A 16523-nucleotide genomic window follows, 5' to 3' on the forward strand; every position below is an offset into this window, starting at 1 on the left:
GGATCCGTCCGCACCGGTGACCTTCGTGAGCAGTCCCTCGGCGTCGTACGAGTAGGCGGTGACCAGAGGTGTGCCGGTCGCCGTCCTTCCTGCGAAGGACTCCAGCTTGGTCTGCCGACCGAGTGCGTCCGTGGTCGTGCGACTGGCCAGTCCGCCCTCAGGCGGCAGCTGCGTCGTCGTGTTGCCGGCGTACTCCAGCGCCGTCGTGAAGCTCCGCCGGGTGTTCCCGCTCTGGTCAGGGTCGGGATGCGTGTAGCTGACCGTCTCGCTCAGCTTGCGACCCGCGCCGTCATAGCTGAAGTCGGTCTGGACGAAGCCACCCGCCGAGGTACGGAACCAGGCGCCAGACGGCTGAGCATCCGGGTCCCACACGTCGGTGAAGGTGCGCGCGATCCTGCCCCACTCGTCGTACTCGGTATCGGTCAGCAGCCGACCGCCGGCCTGCGACTTGCTCTGGGTCTGACGGACTCGGAGCAGAGCATCGCTGATCTCGTACGTGGTGAGATAGCCGTTGCCGCTCTTGTCCTTCTCCGAGGTGGCGATCCAACTCGGTTGGACGAAGCCATTGCTGTCGGCGGCGCCTCCGAGGTGGTACTCGTATTTGAACGTCGGAGTGTCACCATCGATCGTGCGGTCGAGCCCCGTCCAGACGCTCGTCAAGCGGCCCGCGGCGTCGTAGGCCATCTCGTCGACCCAGGAGTCGGCGTTCTTCGTCGTCGTGGCCAGGCCTCGGAGCGGCTCGTAGGTGGTCTCGGTCTGGTGCCCGAGGCCGTTGGCCACGGTCATCTGCTCCAGCGGGCCGCCACCCGACGGGACATAGCTCGTCGTCGCAACCGCCCGTGCCAGCGCATCCTTGGTGACCAGCGGCCGGCCGAGCGCGTCATAGGTCTGGGAGGAGACACGTTGCCAGGACGGCGACGACCCGTCTGCGCTGCCGTAGCCGACGCTTCGCTGACTTCCCGTCACCAGAGCTCGATCCGGGGTCTGACCGGACCAGGCGCTGGCGCCGTCGTAGAGCGTGCTGACGTCGCTGAGCACACTCCCGCGGCCCGCCCCGAGGGCCGGGTAGTCCGCCAGCGCCGGCTCCTGTGCGCAGGAGCCCTGCACCGTGCGGCTCCGCACCACCTGACCGAGCAGGTTGATCGCCGGGTTGCGGGCATGCCAGATCCGGGTGCAGGTCTGCGTGGACGGCGCCGCGCCCGTCGACTCGCGCGCCGACGTCTCGATCAGGGTCGGGTAGCCGTCGGCGTTGAACTCCTTGGCGTGGGTCGTCACCGAGCTGTGGGTGGGAGAGCTGCCACTGGTCACCCGCACCCGCGAGACACCGGTCTCGGTGGCAACGCGCTTCGCGCGCAGCTCGACCGCGTCCGCCGGATCGCCGTCCACCGGACCGCCCGGCAGCGTCTGGCTCTGCGTGCCGCTGCTGGTCAGGGTGGTGACGGTTCCCGAGATCTCGGCACCGTTCTCGCCGTTGTAGACAACCTGCTCGCGTGCCGAACCAGCGAACTCATCGCGGTCCAGCACATCGGGCGCGGTGATCGCAGGCGCCTGCACCGTGGCAGTTCCGCCGCCGGCGGTCCGGTCGCCGTGCATGCCTCGGTAGTAGGCCGTGACCGCCTTCGTCTGCGGCTTGTCGCCGGGGCCCACCAGAGTCGCCACGCGGCCATATCCACGCCAGGAGGACCACGTACGGTGCTTGTTCGCCAGCAGGTGATCGTCGTTGAAGCGCCAGGCGGCTCCGCCGAGGTAGTCGTAGCTGGTCATCACGCGGTCGCCCGTGGTGGTGTCCTCGACGGTCACCGCCTCCACGACGTACTTGTGGAACCAGTCCAGACGCTCGTCGCCACCGTACGGCGCCCAATAGACCGGGAAGCACCGCTTGGTGTTCGCCGCGATCGCCTCCTTGGTGCCGGCCGGCTTGTTTGCCGGCGTGCACTCGATCGGTGCATAGGTCACCCGGGTGACGGCGCCGGTCTCCGAGACGATCTGCTTGAGTCGCGGTCGCTCCAACGGCGTGATGCCGTCACCGGTCGCGTCCACCCGGTTGGCCATCGACTCATCGAGCGTGGGGGCGAGCTCCACCTTGCGGAAGGCGATGGGCGTCGGTCCGGCCAGCGCCGTCCGCTTGATCGACTTCGGGAACAGCACCTGATCGGTACCGTCCCCGACGTTGCCCGGGTCGTACCAGAGGTGGTCCATCTCCCACGAGTCGACGTCGGTCAGGACGCCGGCGCTCCGCGACTGGCTGGTCACCTTCGTCAGTCGCTTGCGGGTGAAGAAGGTGGGTGCCTTCTGATCGGTGCAGGCCTCGCCGGCCGCGCATACGGAGTCGAACGGGACGTCCGGCCACTTCGCCTTGTTCGTCTCGGTCAGGCTGCCACACTCCGCGGCCAGGCAACGCTCGTCGTAGCTGAGCACCATCCGGTGCGACGGCGTCGTCCGCTCGCCCTGCGCGTTGAAGAGCGCCCCGGCACGAAGTCCGTAGTCGACGGCGACGAGTCGGCCACCGCGCTCGTAGGCGACAGGGGTGTCACCTCCGCGCCGGTAGTGGTTGGTCTCAGCCTGGTACCAGTAGGTGGCGACGTTCCCGTGGAGGTCCTGGACCAGGTCGAGGTTCCAGCGCCAGGCCTCCTTGCACTGCGTCGCAGCGCACTCATCGGCTTGCGCCGGGTCGTTGCTGGTGGTGCCGATCTTGAACACCGGCGCGGTCCACACCGACTCCGTGACCGGTGAGCTCGCCTGGGCATCGGGCAGCTTGTTCTTGCCGAAGACGTAGCGCACGCCCTCTGCCGTCGTCACCCGCCAGTGCTCGCCGTTGTTGTCGCCGTTGTCGGCTCCGGTGAGCCGTTCGACCTTCGTTCCGTCGTCGCTCCTCGAGATGAAGGAGTCCGGTCCGACCTGCACCAGCTCCGAGGCCGAGCCGTTCAGCACGAGGTTGAGCTGCTCGCCACGCCAGCACAGGTCCTGCTTGGCCTCGGCGGCACCATCGTTCGCGCAGGGCGTGTATCGACGCTCGATGTAGGAGGAGGTGAGCTCGAAGCCGTCGCCGATCACGCTGGACTGGTTGTTCGACACCGACGTGCGGCCGTCGACAGAGCCTGAGTCGTAGGAGATCCCCAAGGCAGGGGCCGGGCCAGCAGAGGGCGTGGGTGCCGTGAACGGATACGACCAGCTGAACGACCCGCTCGAACCGCCCTGCGACCACTGGGCGCTGGTCGTGAACGGGGTCGCGGCGTAGTTCCCGCCGCCTTCGGCGGGAGCCGTAGCCGCGGCCGGGGCTGAATCGGCGAGGGCCCTCCAGGTCGTGCCGCCGCTCGGGGGAAGCACAGATCGATTCCGTGCCCTTCGCTCCAGCGTGGGGGCGCCCTTCTGTGTGCTTGCGGTCTGAGCGCGGCGGGAGACCTGCGCCGCCAGGGCACCTCGCGCCATCCTCTCGACCCGGGCGTTGAAGGCAGCGGCACTCTGCGCCGCCTCGCGCCCCTCCACGGACGCCATCCGCTCGACCTCGGAGGGCTCGCCCAGGTCGACCTTGGGTGCAGCGACGGCAACCGCTGGCGCACTCACGAATCCGATCAGCGTTGCGGTACTCGCGACAACGACCGTTGCAGTTGCGATGCTCAGGGGCCTACGCATTGGCTTCAATTCACTGCTCCACGATCTCTTGGTCGATCTGATCCGCCGTTGCAGCCCCAGCGAAGAGCTTGACGCTGCGCACTGCTCCGGCCAGGTGGCGATGGTCCGTGCCGTCTGTGGCGTCGCGGCCCCCGAGTTCGAACGCCCCGAGGCCTCGGCGGGCCTCTTCTGCCAGCGTCTGGCATTGCATCTCGCCGTCGAACCGCACACAAACGTCATAGCCTGAGCCGAGGTTCAACGAGCGTCTGGGTGTGGAGGTGGCCACCACCGTGAGCTCACCATCGAGCAGTCCGAACGCATCCGCGAACTCATGTCGGCCCTGGGCCAGGGTTCCAGGCTGCGACCACTGTCCGAATGACCATGCCCCCCCGGGGAACACCAGCGTCATCATCGGCCAACCGCGTGTACCACAGCGCCCAGCCGGGACCACCGCTTCCGCGCTGCCCCATCACCCGCATGGACTCTCCGATCGCGAGGTTCAGCCAGTCCATCCGGAAGGTCGCAGCGACGGTGAAGCCCGCCGTTGGATCCACGGCCGGGTTGGCGGTAGAGAAGACGTCGTTGATGCCGTCGAGCACGGCCACGCCCTCGGTCAGGTCGACGACCGCTCCCCCGATACTTGCCAGGGTTGGGCCTCCGTAGCTCGAGAGGTCGACCAGGCCACCTGCCGCGTCGGTGGCCTCCCAGCGACGCACCAACGCCATTCGTGAGGAAGAGGCATCAGGGCCGTCTGCCATGAAGACCCGCGGGCCGAGCTGCTCATCCGCGAGCGCGCTGTTCCAGACCATGATCTCGTCGACGAATCCCTTGAACGGCCGCTCACCACCGGCCCGTCCGCCCACTCGCAACCGGGCAGTGGACTGGAAGGGCAGCGCAGCCGCTGGGACCACGGCTACGGTATCGGCCACCCGTCCGTTGACCAGCAGAGCAAGGCTGGCACCGTCGAAACGGACACCGACGTTGACCCAGGCCTGAGCCAGCGCGGTGTTGGCTGGCGACATCGCCTCCAACGAGCTGGCACCGCCGGATCCGTAGCGCCAACGCGCCACCCAGCGACCATTGCCCGCGTCCAGGGCGACCTCGATGCCGCGCCCGTCTGCTCCCTGCTCGCTGAAGACGACCTGATCGGCGGCGAGGTCGGAGAGGTACACCCAACTGGTGGCGGTGAAGGTGGCCTCAGGTGACGTCACCGGAGCGGAGCTGGTCGCGAGGCCGCCGGTTCCATCGAACCTGAGCGATGCGTCGTCCGCTCCCGCCTCACCGAGGCCGATGGCCCGCCGACCCATTCCACTTGCTCGGTTCACGCCCGCAGCCGAGAGGACCAGCGGCCCCGACGTGCTCGGGGGCACCGCCCAGTTCGCGATCTCGCCTGCATCGGCGTCCGTGACGTGCCAGCTCCCCGCGTTCGAGGAGGTGTCCGGCACCCTGAAGACGTACTGCGTCGCCGCGCTGGTGCGGTTGAGGACGTCGATCGCTATCACCTCGACCACGTAGATGCCATCATTCGGCGGCTTGAAGGTGAAGGTCGCGTACTCCTTGGTGGCAGAGGTGTTCACCGCGACGTGTGCGGGGCCCGCTGACAGCGCCATGTCAGTGCTCCGGACTGCCACGCGGTACTTGGCGATGTTGTTGTCGTTGTCCTTGGGATTGCGGGTGACGACGAAGGATCCTGTCCTGCCAGGGCCGCCTGTCGCACTTTCCGGCAACGTCGGGGGCGGGAGATCGCCCGCACCGCCCAGCACGCCGGGGTACATGGCACTGGTCACCGAGGGGGCACCAGGTGCGTCCAGGTCCACGTAGAAGTAGCACCACGACGTCCAGTCGCCGACCAGTGCTCCGCTCCCCGCCCCGGCGTCGGTCTCGTCATAGGAGGACACTGTCCGGGCACGTACCCGGTGACGCCACTTTCCGGCTGGCACGCTGATGCTGCCGACCACCGCGCTTCCGTCTCCAACGCTGGATGAGGCACCGGGAAGCCGGCGAGTGGCAGTGGCAGTCCAGTCGGTCGACGTCGACGTTGCCTTCGTCTCCACTTCGAAGTCGATGTCGAGCGCACCTCGAGGGCTGTCAGCCTTGGGCTGCACGAGGGTCTGCGCATACGCGCGGACGTTCACTGCCACTTCATCGACCGGTGTGGCGTTCTCCCACGTCGCGCACTGGTAGGTGCCGCCTCCAGTCTGAACGCCGACCGACGTCGGCTTGCCGGGCTTGCGGGCGAACCACACCGTCAGCTTGGCGTCCTGCCGGAAGCGCTTCCATGCCAGCTGAGCGGATTCGTCGGTGGCGCGGAGCATGAGGGTCAGCCGCGGAAGGTCGGTGGTGGCAAGGCGCTTGGCCTGGGCCAGCAGTGCGGCGTTGGAGAATTCCGCCCACTTGTTGGGACAGTTGGTGTGTCCGAATGCCATGGACTTGGACCCAATCGTGCGGACTGACGAGGGCCCTGGCCACGAACTGGAGGGCGAGATCGCCCCGGTCTGGCGCAGATCGAACGAATGCTTGGCACACGAAGCCGAAGGGGACCACGTTCCGAAGGCAGCGAACTCGGCCTTCAGGAGATGGTCTCCACTGTTGAGCTCACCACGATCGAACTCGAAGTAGAGGCGCTTGGTATAGGCGGTGCCACATTCCGATGAGTACGAGGTGGGGCACCGCCCCATGCCTTCCGAACCGTCGAACTGCCACTGCTCGTAGCCATCAGAGCGCATCATCCGTTCCGCGCGCTTGATCTTCGCTGACGGGTCGACATAGACGGGAAACACCGTCGCCGGATCGCTCATCATCTCCTGATCCGGCCTCACGACCAGAGCGGTCTTGGTGGCGTCGACCTCCATCTCCGCCCACTCGTTTCCGGGTTCAGGGGCAATGGATGTGGTTGCCTCTCCGTCAACCGTCGTGCCGGTGGACGAGTCTCCGTCCGGCGTGGACCGCGGAGAGCCGTCATCGGCCTCGGACTCCGCGAGACTCCGTCCCTGGTCCTGCGGCTGAGGCGTGGAGTCCCACATGTACGCAGCGCCGGAGGCGAAGACCTCAGACCCCAACTCATCACGGATGCTGATGCCGTTCGGCGTTGTGAACACGCGGTCCGAGCCGGCGTCCAACTCGAATCGCAACGACTCCATCGGCTTCGAGGTGGCTGCCTGCGGAGTCTTCACGACGTAGACCTGTCGGAAGCGCGGTAGCCCCATCCAAGGAAGGCTCGCCCAGGTTGCCTGGAAGCCCGACCCGCAGCTCATGATCGCCTGAGGTCAGCATCAGGATGTTGGATCCGTCGGTCGGGAACGTCACGGGAGCGCTCGACGCTGCGGGGCCTACTCCACCGTCGCGCTCGATGAGATCGACATCGATCGGCACCAGCTCGTTGTGGATGTTCCAGCCGCGCGTCGGAGTGGCCGTGGTCGTCTGCGACATGACGTTCCCGCGCGGTTCGGCAAACACCTCGCTGTACTCGTCGCCGAGCTCATCGATCGCAACCCGCTCGCCTTCACGTTCAGCTTCTTCGAACGCCGCGGCGTAGCCATCTGCGACCTGCGGGGCCACCGCAGCCGCTGTCTCAGGCGCGACCACCCCGACCAGCCCCGTGAACACGCCGACCACCACGGCCAACGCGCTGCGGCCTGCGACGGACCGACAACTAGCAACCTGCATCCCCAACCCCGATCCAACGGACTCGGTCAGAGCATGCGCGTACGCGGTCAAAGCATGCGCGTACGACTCCCGAGTCACTCCCGTCCCAACGGTCCGGACGCTAGCAACTCCCCCGCCTCCCCATGCGCCGAACGAGCAAGCGGCTCAAGGAAGTTGGCGTTTTTATCATGCAGATAACAAGATTCGACGATCCTCCGACCCCGATCGGTTCTCGGGGAGCGCGATCGCGAACGTCCGGTCTAGCCCAGGCTTGCCGCATGGCCCGCAGCCTCACCACTCGTCGCGTTCGCCGCGGGCTGCCTCGTCACGGCTTCTGTCGGAGGTCGGTCCTAGCGTTCTCGGCATCACCCGGACGCAGGGTCCGGGAGGCACCGCGGCTCCGGATGGAGGTGACAGCGATGACCAGCAACGACTGGGGTACCGGTCCGACGCGGCCGGCGATCTGTGCTGCCACGGTGACCATCCGCGAGGCGCTGCACGACGTGCGCGACGCCGACCCGGCCTACCTCAGCACCACCGACAAGGCGGCCGTCCTCACCGAGCTGCCCACCCTCATCACCCAACTCCACGAGCTCAACTACCGCGTGATGGCCTGCGCGGACGACGTCGCCGAGGCCCACGCAGCGCGCAACGTCGGCGACTTCATCGCCCACCACACCCACCAGGCGCACGGCACCCTGAACCGCGACCTCGCTCTCGCCCGCGACCTGGACTCCACCTGGCACCACCTCCGCGCCGCGTTGCGCGACGGCCGGGCCAACCTCGCCCAGGCCCGCGAGATCGCCCGCGCCCTGCGCGCCCTCCCCGACGACCTCGACGCCGACGTCGTCGCCCGAGCGGAACAGGTCCTCGTCGAGCGCGCGGAGCAGTTCGGCCCACTCGACCTGCGTCGCATCGGCCGCCGCATCCTCGACGTCGCCGCACCGGAGATCGCCGAAGCCGTCGAGGCCCAGCGGCTCGCCGACCTCGAGCGCTCCGCCCACCAACGCCAACGCCTCAACCTGATCCCTCAGGGCGACGGCACCACCCGCATCTCCGGCCTGCTCACCGATCACTGCGCCAACCGGCTGGCCACCGTCCTCAACGCCTTCACCAACCCCCGCCGCGACCCCTTCGCCGCGGCGCCGTGCGGCTGCACCGCCACCGACGACGGCCACTACGGCGAAGCCTGCGGCGACCTGGAGTGCCCCGGGCGCGACCCCCACCACGGCGCCTTCGACAGCCCGAGCGACCCCTCCGACGCCGAGCCGGCCGACACCGCCAGCCGCGGACACGGCACCACGAAGGACGCAGTCCGCCGGATGTCCACCCCTCGCCGCAACGCGATTGCCCTCAACTCCCTCCTGGAGAGCCTCGACCCGAAGCGCCTGCCACTGCACGGCGGAGACGCCACCACTGTCGTGGTCACCATCGACTTCGAGACCTTGAAGAACGACCTCGGCACCGCGACGCTGGCCACCGCGCGCGACGGCTGGCACGACCGGATCTCCGCCGGCGAGGCCCGCCGCCTGGCCTGCAACGCCGGCATCCTCCCCGCCGTCCTCGGCGGAGGGTCACTGCCCCTCGACCTCGGCCGCACCCGGCGGCTCTACAGCAGCACCCAACGCAAGGCGCTCGGCATCCGCCATCCCTACTGCCTGGTCGAGAACTGCCGGATCCCCACGAGCTTCTGCGAGGCACACCACCGCACGCCCTGGTACCTCGGCGGCAACACCGACCTCGACGAGGGCGAGCTCCTGTGCAGCAGGCACCATCACTGCATCCACGACCCGCGCTACGCCGTCGAGCGCCTTCCCGGCGGCGCCATCCGGCTCATCCTGCGGACGTAGCCGCCCGCTACACGCTCTCCCACCGGAACAGCTTCGCCGCCAGCAGACAGACCACCGCAGCGAAGGCCAACAGGATGCCGATCGGCACCAGCGCCGCCGCCGGGCCCTCGCCGCGCACCATCACGTCCAGCATGCCGTCATTGAGGTGCCGCAACGGCATCGCCTTCGAGACCACCTGCAACCAGCCCGGCGCATCGTCGAGCGGGAAGAACGACCCGGACAGGAACGCCATCGGCAGCACGAACAGGTTGGCCAGGTTCACCGCGCCCTCCGTGGTCTTCGCCAACGCCCCGGCCAACAGGCCCAACGCCATGAAGCACAGGGTTCCCGCCACCACCAGCGGCACCGCCATCCACCACGACCCGGTCAGGTTCAGCCCGAACCCCAGCGTGCCCAGCCCCAGGAAGATCGCGGTCTGCGCGAACGCGATCATCACCGTCACGAAGATCCGCGCCCCCACGATGGTGCGCGGACGCACTGGCGCCAGCTGCAACCGCCGCAGCAGCTTGCTCTGCCGCCAACCCTGCAACGTCGCCGCCGCGCCGAACGCCGCGCTCATCGCCACCGCCCAGCCCAACAGCCCCGGCGTCATCACGTCGATCACCGCGAGCGAGTCGTCCTCCACCGCCGAGGCCTCGAACGCATACCGCGGCGGCTGTCCGGACGCCGCCACGTTGGCCGAGTCCACGAACGCCCGCAGCGTGCCCGCCGTCATCGCCGCCGACGTCTGGTCCGTCACCGTGTAGTGCGCCACCAAGGTGTCGCCCTGCATCTCGATCACCGCATCCGCGTCCCCCTTGCGGACCTTCTCGAGCGCAGCCTCGCGATCCTCGGTGTGCGCCACCTCGAACGCGTCGTCGAACGACTCCCGGGCCTCGGCCGGCAGGTCGTCGATCAACGGCACCGCCCCGACCTGGATCACCTCCGACGGCGACCGGTCGTCGACGTCGAAGATCGCGCCGAACAGCACCAGGAACATCAGCGGGAAGATCACCGCGAAGAAGACCGACGACTTGTCGCGCCAGAACCCCTTCGCCATCGCCGCCGACAACGCCTTGAACGACGCGGCCTCGGTGCTCATGCGCGGTACTCCCGTCCGGTCAGGTCCAAGAAGACGTCCTCCAAGGTCGCCCCGCGCACCTGGATCCCCTCCAACGCCTCATGCCGGGCCAACCACGCCAACAGCGCCGCCGGCTGCGAGCTCGTCACCACCAGCCCCTCCGGCGCCTCGTCCACCCGCTCCACCCCGGGCACGTCCGCCACCTCGGCCACGTCGTCGACGCGGTGCGCCAGCACCACCCGGGTCGGCGCGTCCAGCCCACGCACCAAGGCGGACGGCGTGTCCAGGCGCAGGATCCGGCCACTGTCCATGATCCCGACCCGGTCGCAGAGCGTCTCCGCCTCGTCCATGTAGTGCGTGGTCAGCACCACCGTGCGGCCCGAGTCGTTCAACGACGACAGCAGGTCCCACAGGTTGCGCCGCGCCTGCGGGTCCAGCGCCGCGGTCGGCTCGTCGAGGAAGACCAGCTCCGGGTCGTGCACCAACGCACAGGCGATCGAGAGCCGCTGCGCCTGACCGCCCGAGAGCTGCTCGGCCCGGGTGTCGGCCTTGTCCGCCAGCCCGACCCGCTCCAGCCACTCGTCCGCGGCCCGCCCCGGCACCCCGTACAGCGAGGCGAAGGTGTGCAGCTGCTCGCGGGCGGTCAGCCGCTCGAAGAAGGCCGAGGCCTGCAGCTGCACGCCGATCCGCGGCAGCAGCGAGGCGTTGCGGGGCCACGGCGACTCCCCCAGCAGCCGCACCTCACCCGACGTCGGCCGGCGCAGGCCCTCGATGATCTCGAGCGTCGTCGTCTTGCCGGCACCGTTCGGGCCGAGGATGCCGAAGAACTCCCCCTCGGCCACCGTGAAGCTGACGTCGTCGACGGCACGCAGGTCGCCGTAGTGCATGGACAGGCCACTGACCTCGATCGCTGGCATGCCGCCACGCTATCCAGGAAAGGCAACCAGGCCGGCCCGGCGGTCTCGACAGGCTCGATTCGCGGGCCTCACGACACCAGCAGCCCACGCACCACCCGCAGGCCCACCGAGACCCGCGCCAGATCCGCCTCCTCGTCCGAGGTGATGTCGTCCAGCGCCGCGACCGCACGCTTGATCGCCACCGCGTTGTCCCCCACCCAGGCCTCGATCCGCTCCTTGATCCCCGAGCCCGGCTCCGCGCCCTGGAGCACCTGCGCGGTCAGCCTCCGGTGGACGTCGTCGAGGTCGTCGCGCAGCGCGGCGCGCGCCATCGTCTGCCAACGGTCGCTGCGCTTGAGCCCCAGCACGCGCGCGGCCAGCACCGAGAGCCCCAGCCGCTCACCGAGCTCGACGTGCACCTTCGCCACCGCGGACGGCGACAGCCCCTCGCGCTCCGCGGTCTCCGCAACGCCGAGCAGGGCGTGCGCGGAGGCGAGCACGCTGACCCGGGTGGCCAGATCCTCGGGAACCCCCTGTCCGGTCAGCAGATCGCGGCGCCGGGCGGCGTCGGCGGCCTCACGTCCGGTCAGGATCTCCGGCAGCTCGGCCAGCACGCCGCGGCACACCTCGCCGAAGCGCTGCACCGTGCTCTCGATCTCCAGCGGATGGCGCAGGTTCGTCACCAACCACCGGGTCGAGCGCTCGATCAGGTTGCGCAGCTCCAGGCGCATCTGGGTCTGCGCGGCCGCCGGGATCTTGTTGTCCCACGAGGAGAACTCCGCCGACAGGTCGCCGAAGGCGAAGATCTCGCGGGCCATGAAGTTGGTCCGGGTGAGCTCCTCGGCGCTGGCCCCGGTCTCGGCGGAGAGCCTGGTCCAGAAGGTGATCCCGGCTCCGTTGACCAGATCGTTCACCGCTTGGGTCACGATGATCTCGCGGTGCAGCGGATGGTCGGTGGCCTGCGCCGCGAACCCGTCACGGATCTGGGCCGGGAAGTACGCCAGCAGGTGCCGGCGCAGCCACGGGTCGTCGGGCAGCTGCGACTCGAGCAGCTCCTCGGCGAGCACGATCTTGGTCCAGCTCATCAGCACCGCAAGCTCCGGCGCGTGCAGACCCTCGCCGCGCTCCATCCGGCGGCGCACCCGGCGCGAGTCCGGCAGCGCCTCCAGGTCGCGGTTCAGCACCCCCAGCTGCTCGAGATGCTTCATCTGCTCCTCGTGCACCGGCACCAGCACCGAGGCCCCGGCGACCGCGTTGGCCAATGCCAGGTTCTGCTCGTAGTTGTCGCGCAGCACGAGCTGGGCGACCTCGTCGGTCATCGCGGCCAGCAGCTCGTTGCGCTGCTTGCCGGTCAGGTCGCCGGCGGCGACCACCCGGTCCAGCAGGATCTTCAGGTTCACCTCGTGGTCGGAGGTGTCGACACCGGCCGAGTTGTCGATGAAGTCGGTGTTGATCCGGCCACCCGCCGCCGCGTACTCGATCCGGCCGCGCTGGGTGAAGCCGAGGTTGCCGCCCTCGCCGACGCAGCGCACCCGCAGGTCCGCGCCGTCGATCCGGATTCCGTCGTTGGCCTTGTCGCCGACCTCGGCGTTGCTCTCCGCGCTGCCCTTCACGTAGGTGCCGATGCCGCCGTTCCAGAGCAGGTCGACCGGTGCGGTGAGGATCGCCCGGATCAGCTCGGCCGGCGTCAGCGAGGTGGTCGCGGCGTCGATGTCGAGCCGCTCGCAGATCTCCGGCGTCAGCGGGATCGACTTGGCACTGCGCGGGAAGACCCCGCCGCCGGCCGAGATCAGCGAGCGGTCGTAGTCCTTCCACGAGGAGCGCGGCAGCTCGAAGAGCCGCTTGCGCTCGGCATGGGAGACCGCGGCGTCCGGCTGCGGGTCGAGGAAGATGTCGCGGTGGTCGAAGGCCGCCACCAGGCGGGTGGTCGGCGAGCAGAGCATGCCGTTGCCGAAGACGTCGCCGGACATGTCGCCGATGCCGACGCAGGTGAACTCCTCGCGCTGGCAGTCCACCCCCATCTCCCGGAAGTGCCGCTGCACCGAGACCCAGGCACCGCGCGCAGTGATTCCCATCCCCTTGTGGTCGTAGCCGACCGAGCCACCGGAGGCGAACGCGTCGCCCAGCCAGAAGCCGTACTCGCCGGCGATCCGGTTCGCGATGTCGGAGAAGGTCGCCGTGCCCTTGTCGGCGGCCACCACCAGGTAGGAGTCGTCGCCGTCATGGCGGACCACCCGCGGCGGCGGCACGGTCGCACCGTCCACCAGGTTGTCGGTGACGTCGAGCAGCCCGGAGATGAAGGTGGTGTAGGCAGCCACCCCTTCGGCCAGCCAGGCGTCGCGATCGCCCGGGTCCGGCAACAGCTTGGCGAAGAAGCCGCCCTTGGCGCCGACCGGCACGATCACGGTGTTCTTCACCATCTGCGCCTTGACCAGGCCCAGCACCTCGGTGCGGAAGTCGTCGCGCCGGTCCGACCAGCGCAGGCCGCCGCGCGCCACCGAGCCGAACCGCAGGTGCACGCCCTCGACCCGCGGCGAGTAGACGAAGATCTCGTAGCGCGGGCGGGGCTCCGGCAGATCGGGGATCGCACCCGGGTCCAGCTTCAACGCGATGTAGCTCTTCGCCGCATCCGGGTCGGCACCCTCGCGGGCCGCGTCCGGACCGCCGTCGGCGACCCTCTGGAAGTAGTTGGTGCGCAGGGTCGCCGAGATCACCGTGCGGTACGAGCGCAGGATCCGGTCATGGTCGAGCGAGGCGACGTCGTCGAGCGCCCGGGACAGCGACGCCTCGATCCGCTCGACGTCGGCGATCCGGCCCTCGTCGTCGGCCGGCGCACCCGGCGCGAGCCGGGCCTCGAAGAGCGCCACCAGCCCCCGGGTGATGTCGAGGTTCGCGGCCAGCGCCTCCTCGATGTAGTCCTGGGCGAACGGACTTCCCCCTTGGCGCAGGTACTTGGCGTAGGCCCGCAGCAGCGCCGCCTGGCGCCAGGTCAGGCCCGCCGCCAGCACCAGCCGGTTGAACCCGTCCACCTCGTTCTGTCCGTTCCAGATCGCGCGGACGGCGTCCTGGAAGGGCTGGTGCGCGGTGGCCGGGAGCCGCTGGGAGTAGCGCAGGCCGAAGTCGTAGATCAGGGTGCGCCGGGCCAGGCCCTCCAGCTCGAAGGGCCGCTCGTCGACCACCTCGACGCCCATCGAGGAGAGCATCGGCAGCACGTGGCTCAGCGACAGCGGCGAGCCCACCCGGTAGACCTTGAGCCGGGCCTCTCCCCCGGCCGCGTCCAGGTCCTCGGTGAGGGCGAGGTCCAGCCCCTCCTCGCCACCGATCGCCTCCAGCCGGCCCAGGTCGACCGCACCGGTGCGGGCCGCGTAGTCCTCCTTGTACGCCTCGGGGAACGAGCCGCCGTACTCGCGGGCCAGGGCCGCGCCCCGCTGCTCGCCGAACTCGGCGCGCACCGCGGCTGCGAAGTCGTCCTGCCAGGACCGGGTGGCCTCGACCAGGCGCCGCTCCAGTTCGCCGACATCGACGCCGTCGATCCGGCGGCCCTGCGGCGGGCGGACCACGAAGTGCAGCCGGGCCATGTTCGACTCGGTGACCCGCGCGGTGAACTCCACCTCACCGCCGAAGCGCTGGCCGAGGATGGTGGCGATCCGCTGCCGGACCGTGGTGTTGTAGCGATCGCGCGGCAGGTAGACCAGGCAGGACAGGTAGCGGCCGTAGGTGTCGCCGCGCACGAAGAGCCGCAGCTGACGGCGCTCCTGGGTGAACATCACCGCCTCGGCGATGTCGGCCAGCTCCTCCACCGGGGTGTGGAACAGCTCGTCGCGCGGGTAGTTCTCCAAGGTGTCCATCAGCGCCTTGCCCGCGTGGCTGGTCGGATCGAACCCGATCCGGGCCATCACCTCGGCGGCCTTCTCGCGCAGCAAGGGGATCCGGGTCAGCGACTCGGTGTAGGCCGCGGACGAGAAGAGCCCCAGGAAGCGGCGCTCTCCGACCACCTCGCCGGCCTCGTCGAACACCTTGACGCCGACGTAGTCCAGGTAGGTGGCGCGGTGCACGGTGGCGCGGGAGTTGGCCTTCGCCAGCACCAGCAACGTCTTCTCCCGCGCCTTGGAGCGGACGATCTCCGGCAGCCGGCTGAACGCCTCGGAGAGGTCCGGGTCCGAGCGCAGCACGCCGAGGCCGCTGCCGGGCACCGCCCGCAGCACAAGGTCGTTGGCGTCCGCATCGGCCGCGGCGACCCCCTCGGTCGCCGCCTCCAGCCGGTAGTCGCGGCAGCCGAGGAAGGTGAAGTGATCGTCGGCCAGCCAGGTGAGGAACTCCGCGCCCTGCTTGATCTCGGACGCCGGCAGCGGCGGCGGGCTCTGTTCGAGCTGCTCGACGATCTCCAGGATCCGGGCGTGCATCCGCTGCCAGTCCTCGACCGCCTCGCGCACGTCGCGCAGGACCTCGCGCAGCCCCTCCTCGATCGCGGCGACGTCCTCGGCGTCGGTGTCCGCATCGATCTCGATGTGCATCCACGACTCGCGGGTCGCCTCCGCCTCGCGGGTGTCGGCGATCCGCTCGTCGGCGACGGCGACGGTGCGCAGCGCACCGGTGATGTCGCGGGTCACCTCGAACTGCGGGTGGATCACCAGCAGCGGGTGGTGGCCCTGGCGGGCCAGCTCCATGGTCGCGGAGTCGACCAGGAAGGGCATGTCGTCGGTGATCACCTCGACCACGGTGTGGCCGCCCGCCGACCAGCCGTGCTCGGCGACGGTCGGAGTGAAGACCCGGACCGAGGTGGTGCCCTGCGGCCGCTCCTGGGCGAGGCGGTAGTGCGCGGCGAAGGCGCCATAGGCGTCGACCGGCTCCCGGGTGCAGACGTCCTCGGGAGGCACGTGGCGGTAGTAGGCCCGCAGCAGCCCGCCGATCTGTTCGATCGGCGGCCCGCCGCTGCCTCGCCCGTGCGCGGCCACCTCGGTGGCCTTGGCGATCAGCTCGGACTTGGTGTCGTCCAGTGTGTTCGGCACGTTCTCGACACTAGGCCGCGCCCGGCGCGGGATTCAACCATCGACCGGCGACAACAAGGCAACGATTGCGTCACCGATCGCACCGCGCCACCAGGCGTAGTCATGGCCACCGTTGTAGCGTGGCGCGAGCACCTCGTGGCCCGCCTCCCGCAACCGGACGGCGACCCGCTCGTGGTCGGGTGCCAGCACCCACTCCTGGACACCGTGCGCCAGGTGGATCCGGGCCGACCCGTCGAGCGGGAGCCCGGCCAGGTCGTCCTGCCACAGCGACGCCGACTGGCTGGCCACGTTGCCGATCCGGTCGCCGAAGCGGAGGCCTACCCGCAGTGCGGTCAGCCCGCCCAGGCTCTGTCCGACGATCACCGTGTCGGCGGCAGCGGCGCTCACCGGCTGCCGCGCACGGGCCGCGTCGAGCAACGGCCCGGCAAGCCACGCGTCATGCCCGGCGACG

General features: G+C 69.6%; 8 protein-coding genes and 1 pseudogene. 1 reads left to right on the forward strand and 8 read right to left on the reverse strand.

Features of this window, described 5'->3' with window-relative positions:
* The 4 genes and pseudogenes from ABD151_RS01175 to ABD151_RS01190 all read right to left on the reverse strand — a co-directional run.
* A pseudogene (locus tag ABD151_RS01175) lies at positions 1–3075 on the reverse strand (hypothetical protein); the annotation flags it as partial.
* A 568-nt stretch (positions 3076–3643) separates the two neighbouring features.
* Positions 3644–3898 (reverse strand): hypothetical protein, encoded by a 255-nt coding sequence (locus ABD151_RS01180; RefSeq protein ID WP_343990465.1) that lies wholly within the window; start codon positions 3896–3898, stop codon positions 3644–3646.
* Positions 3899–3941: 43 nt separating this feature from the next.
* Positions 3942–6785, reverse strand: a complete 2844-nt coding sequence (locus ABD151_RS01185; RefSeq protein ID WP_343990467.1) for a LamG domain-containing protein — start codon at positions 6783–6785, stop codon at positions 3942–3944.
* The gene (locus ABD151_RS01190; protein ID WP_343990469.1) at positions 6676–7218 is read right to left on the reverse strand and encodes a hypothetical protein; all 543 of its coding nucleotides are present in this window, start codon (positions 7216–7218) and stop codon (positions 6676–6678) included. Before ABD151_RS01190 ends, ABD151_RS01185 begins: the two co-directional genes overlap by 110 nt.
* 458 nt (positions 7219–7676) lie before the next feature.
* Here ABD151_RS01190 and ABD151_RS01195 point away from each other — a divergent pair, with 458 nt between their 5' ends.
* Positions 7677–9107, forward strand: coding sequence for an HNH endonuclease signature motif containing protein (locus ABD151_RS01195; protein WP_343990472.1), 1431 nt, complete (start codon positions 7677–7679; stop codon positions 9105–9107).
* A gap of 7 nt (positions 9108–9114) precedes the next feature.
* On the opposite strand, the gene ABD151_RS01200 is transcribed toward ABD151_RS01195, so the two are convergent.
* The 4 genes from ABD151_RS01200 to ABD151_RS01215 all read right to left on the reverse strand — a co-directional run.
* Complete coding sequence (locus tag ABD151_RS01200; protein ID WP_343990475.1) at positions 9115–10188, reverse strand: ABC transporter permease; 1074 nt, start codon at positions 10186–10188, stop codon at positions 9115–9117.
* Positions 10185–11084 (reverse strand): ABC transporter ATP-binding protein, encoded by a 900-nt coding sequence (locus tag ABD151_RS01205; protein WP_343990478.1) that lies wholly within the window; start codon positions 11082–11084, stop codon positions 10185–10187. The genes ABD151_RS01200 and ABD151_RS01205 overlap by 4 nt, the downstream gene beginning before the upstream one ends.
* Positions 11085–11152: 68 nt before the next feature.
* Positions 11153–16072: an NAD-glutamate dehydrogenase gene (locus tag ABD151_RS01210; RefSeq protein WP_343990481.1), complete on the reverse strand. Its 4920-nt coding sequence runs from the start codon at positions 16070–16072 to the stop codon at positions 11153–11155.
* A 33-nt stretch (positions 16073–16105) separates the two neighbouring features.
* Positions 16106–16523 (reverse strand): alpha/beta hydrolase-fold protein (locus tag ABD151_RS01215; protein WP_343990484.1); only part of this gene is annotated, 418 nt, incomplete at its 5' end.

The sequence above is a fragment of the Nocardioides dubius genome (assembly GCF_039528155.1).
Lineage (GTDB): Bacteria > Actinomycetota > Actinomycetes > Propionibacteriales > Nocardioidaceae > Nocardioides > Nocardioides dubius.

Excerpts from the sequence above, each read along its gene's own strand:
- ABD151_RS01200 (WP_343990475.1), bottom strand. The coding sequence starts at position 10,188 with ATGAGCACCGAGGCCGCGTCGTTCAAGGCGTTGTCGGCGGCGATGGCG.
- ABD151_RS01205 (WP_343990478.1), bottom strand. The coding sequence starts at position 11,084 with ATGCCAGCGATCGAGGTCAGTGGCCTGTCCATGCACTACGGCGACCTG.
- ABD151_RS01195 (WP_343990472.1), top strand. The coding sequence starts at position 7,677 with ATGACCAGCAACGACTGGGGTACCGGTCCGACGCGGCCGGCGATCTGT.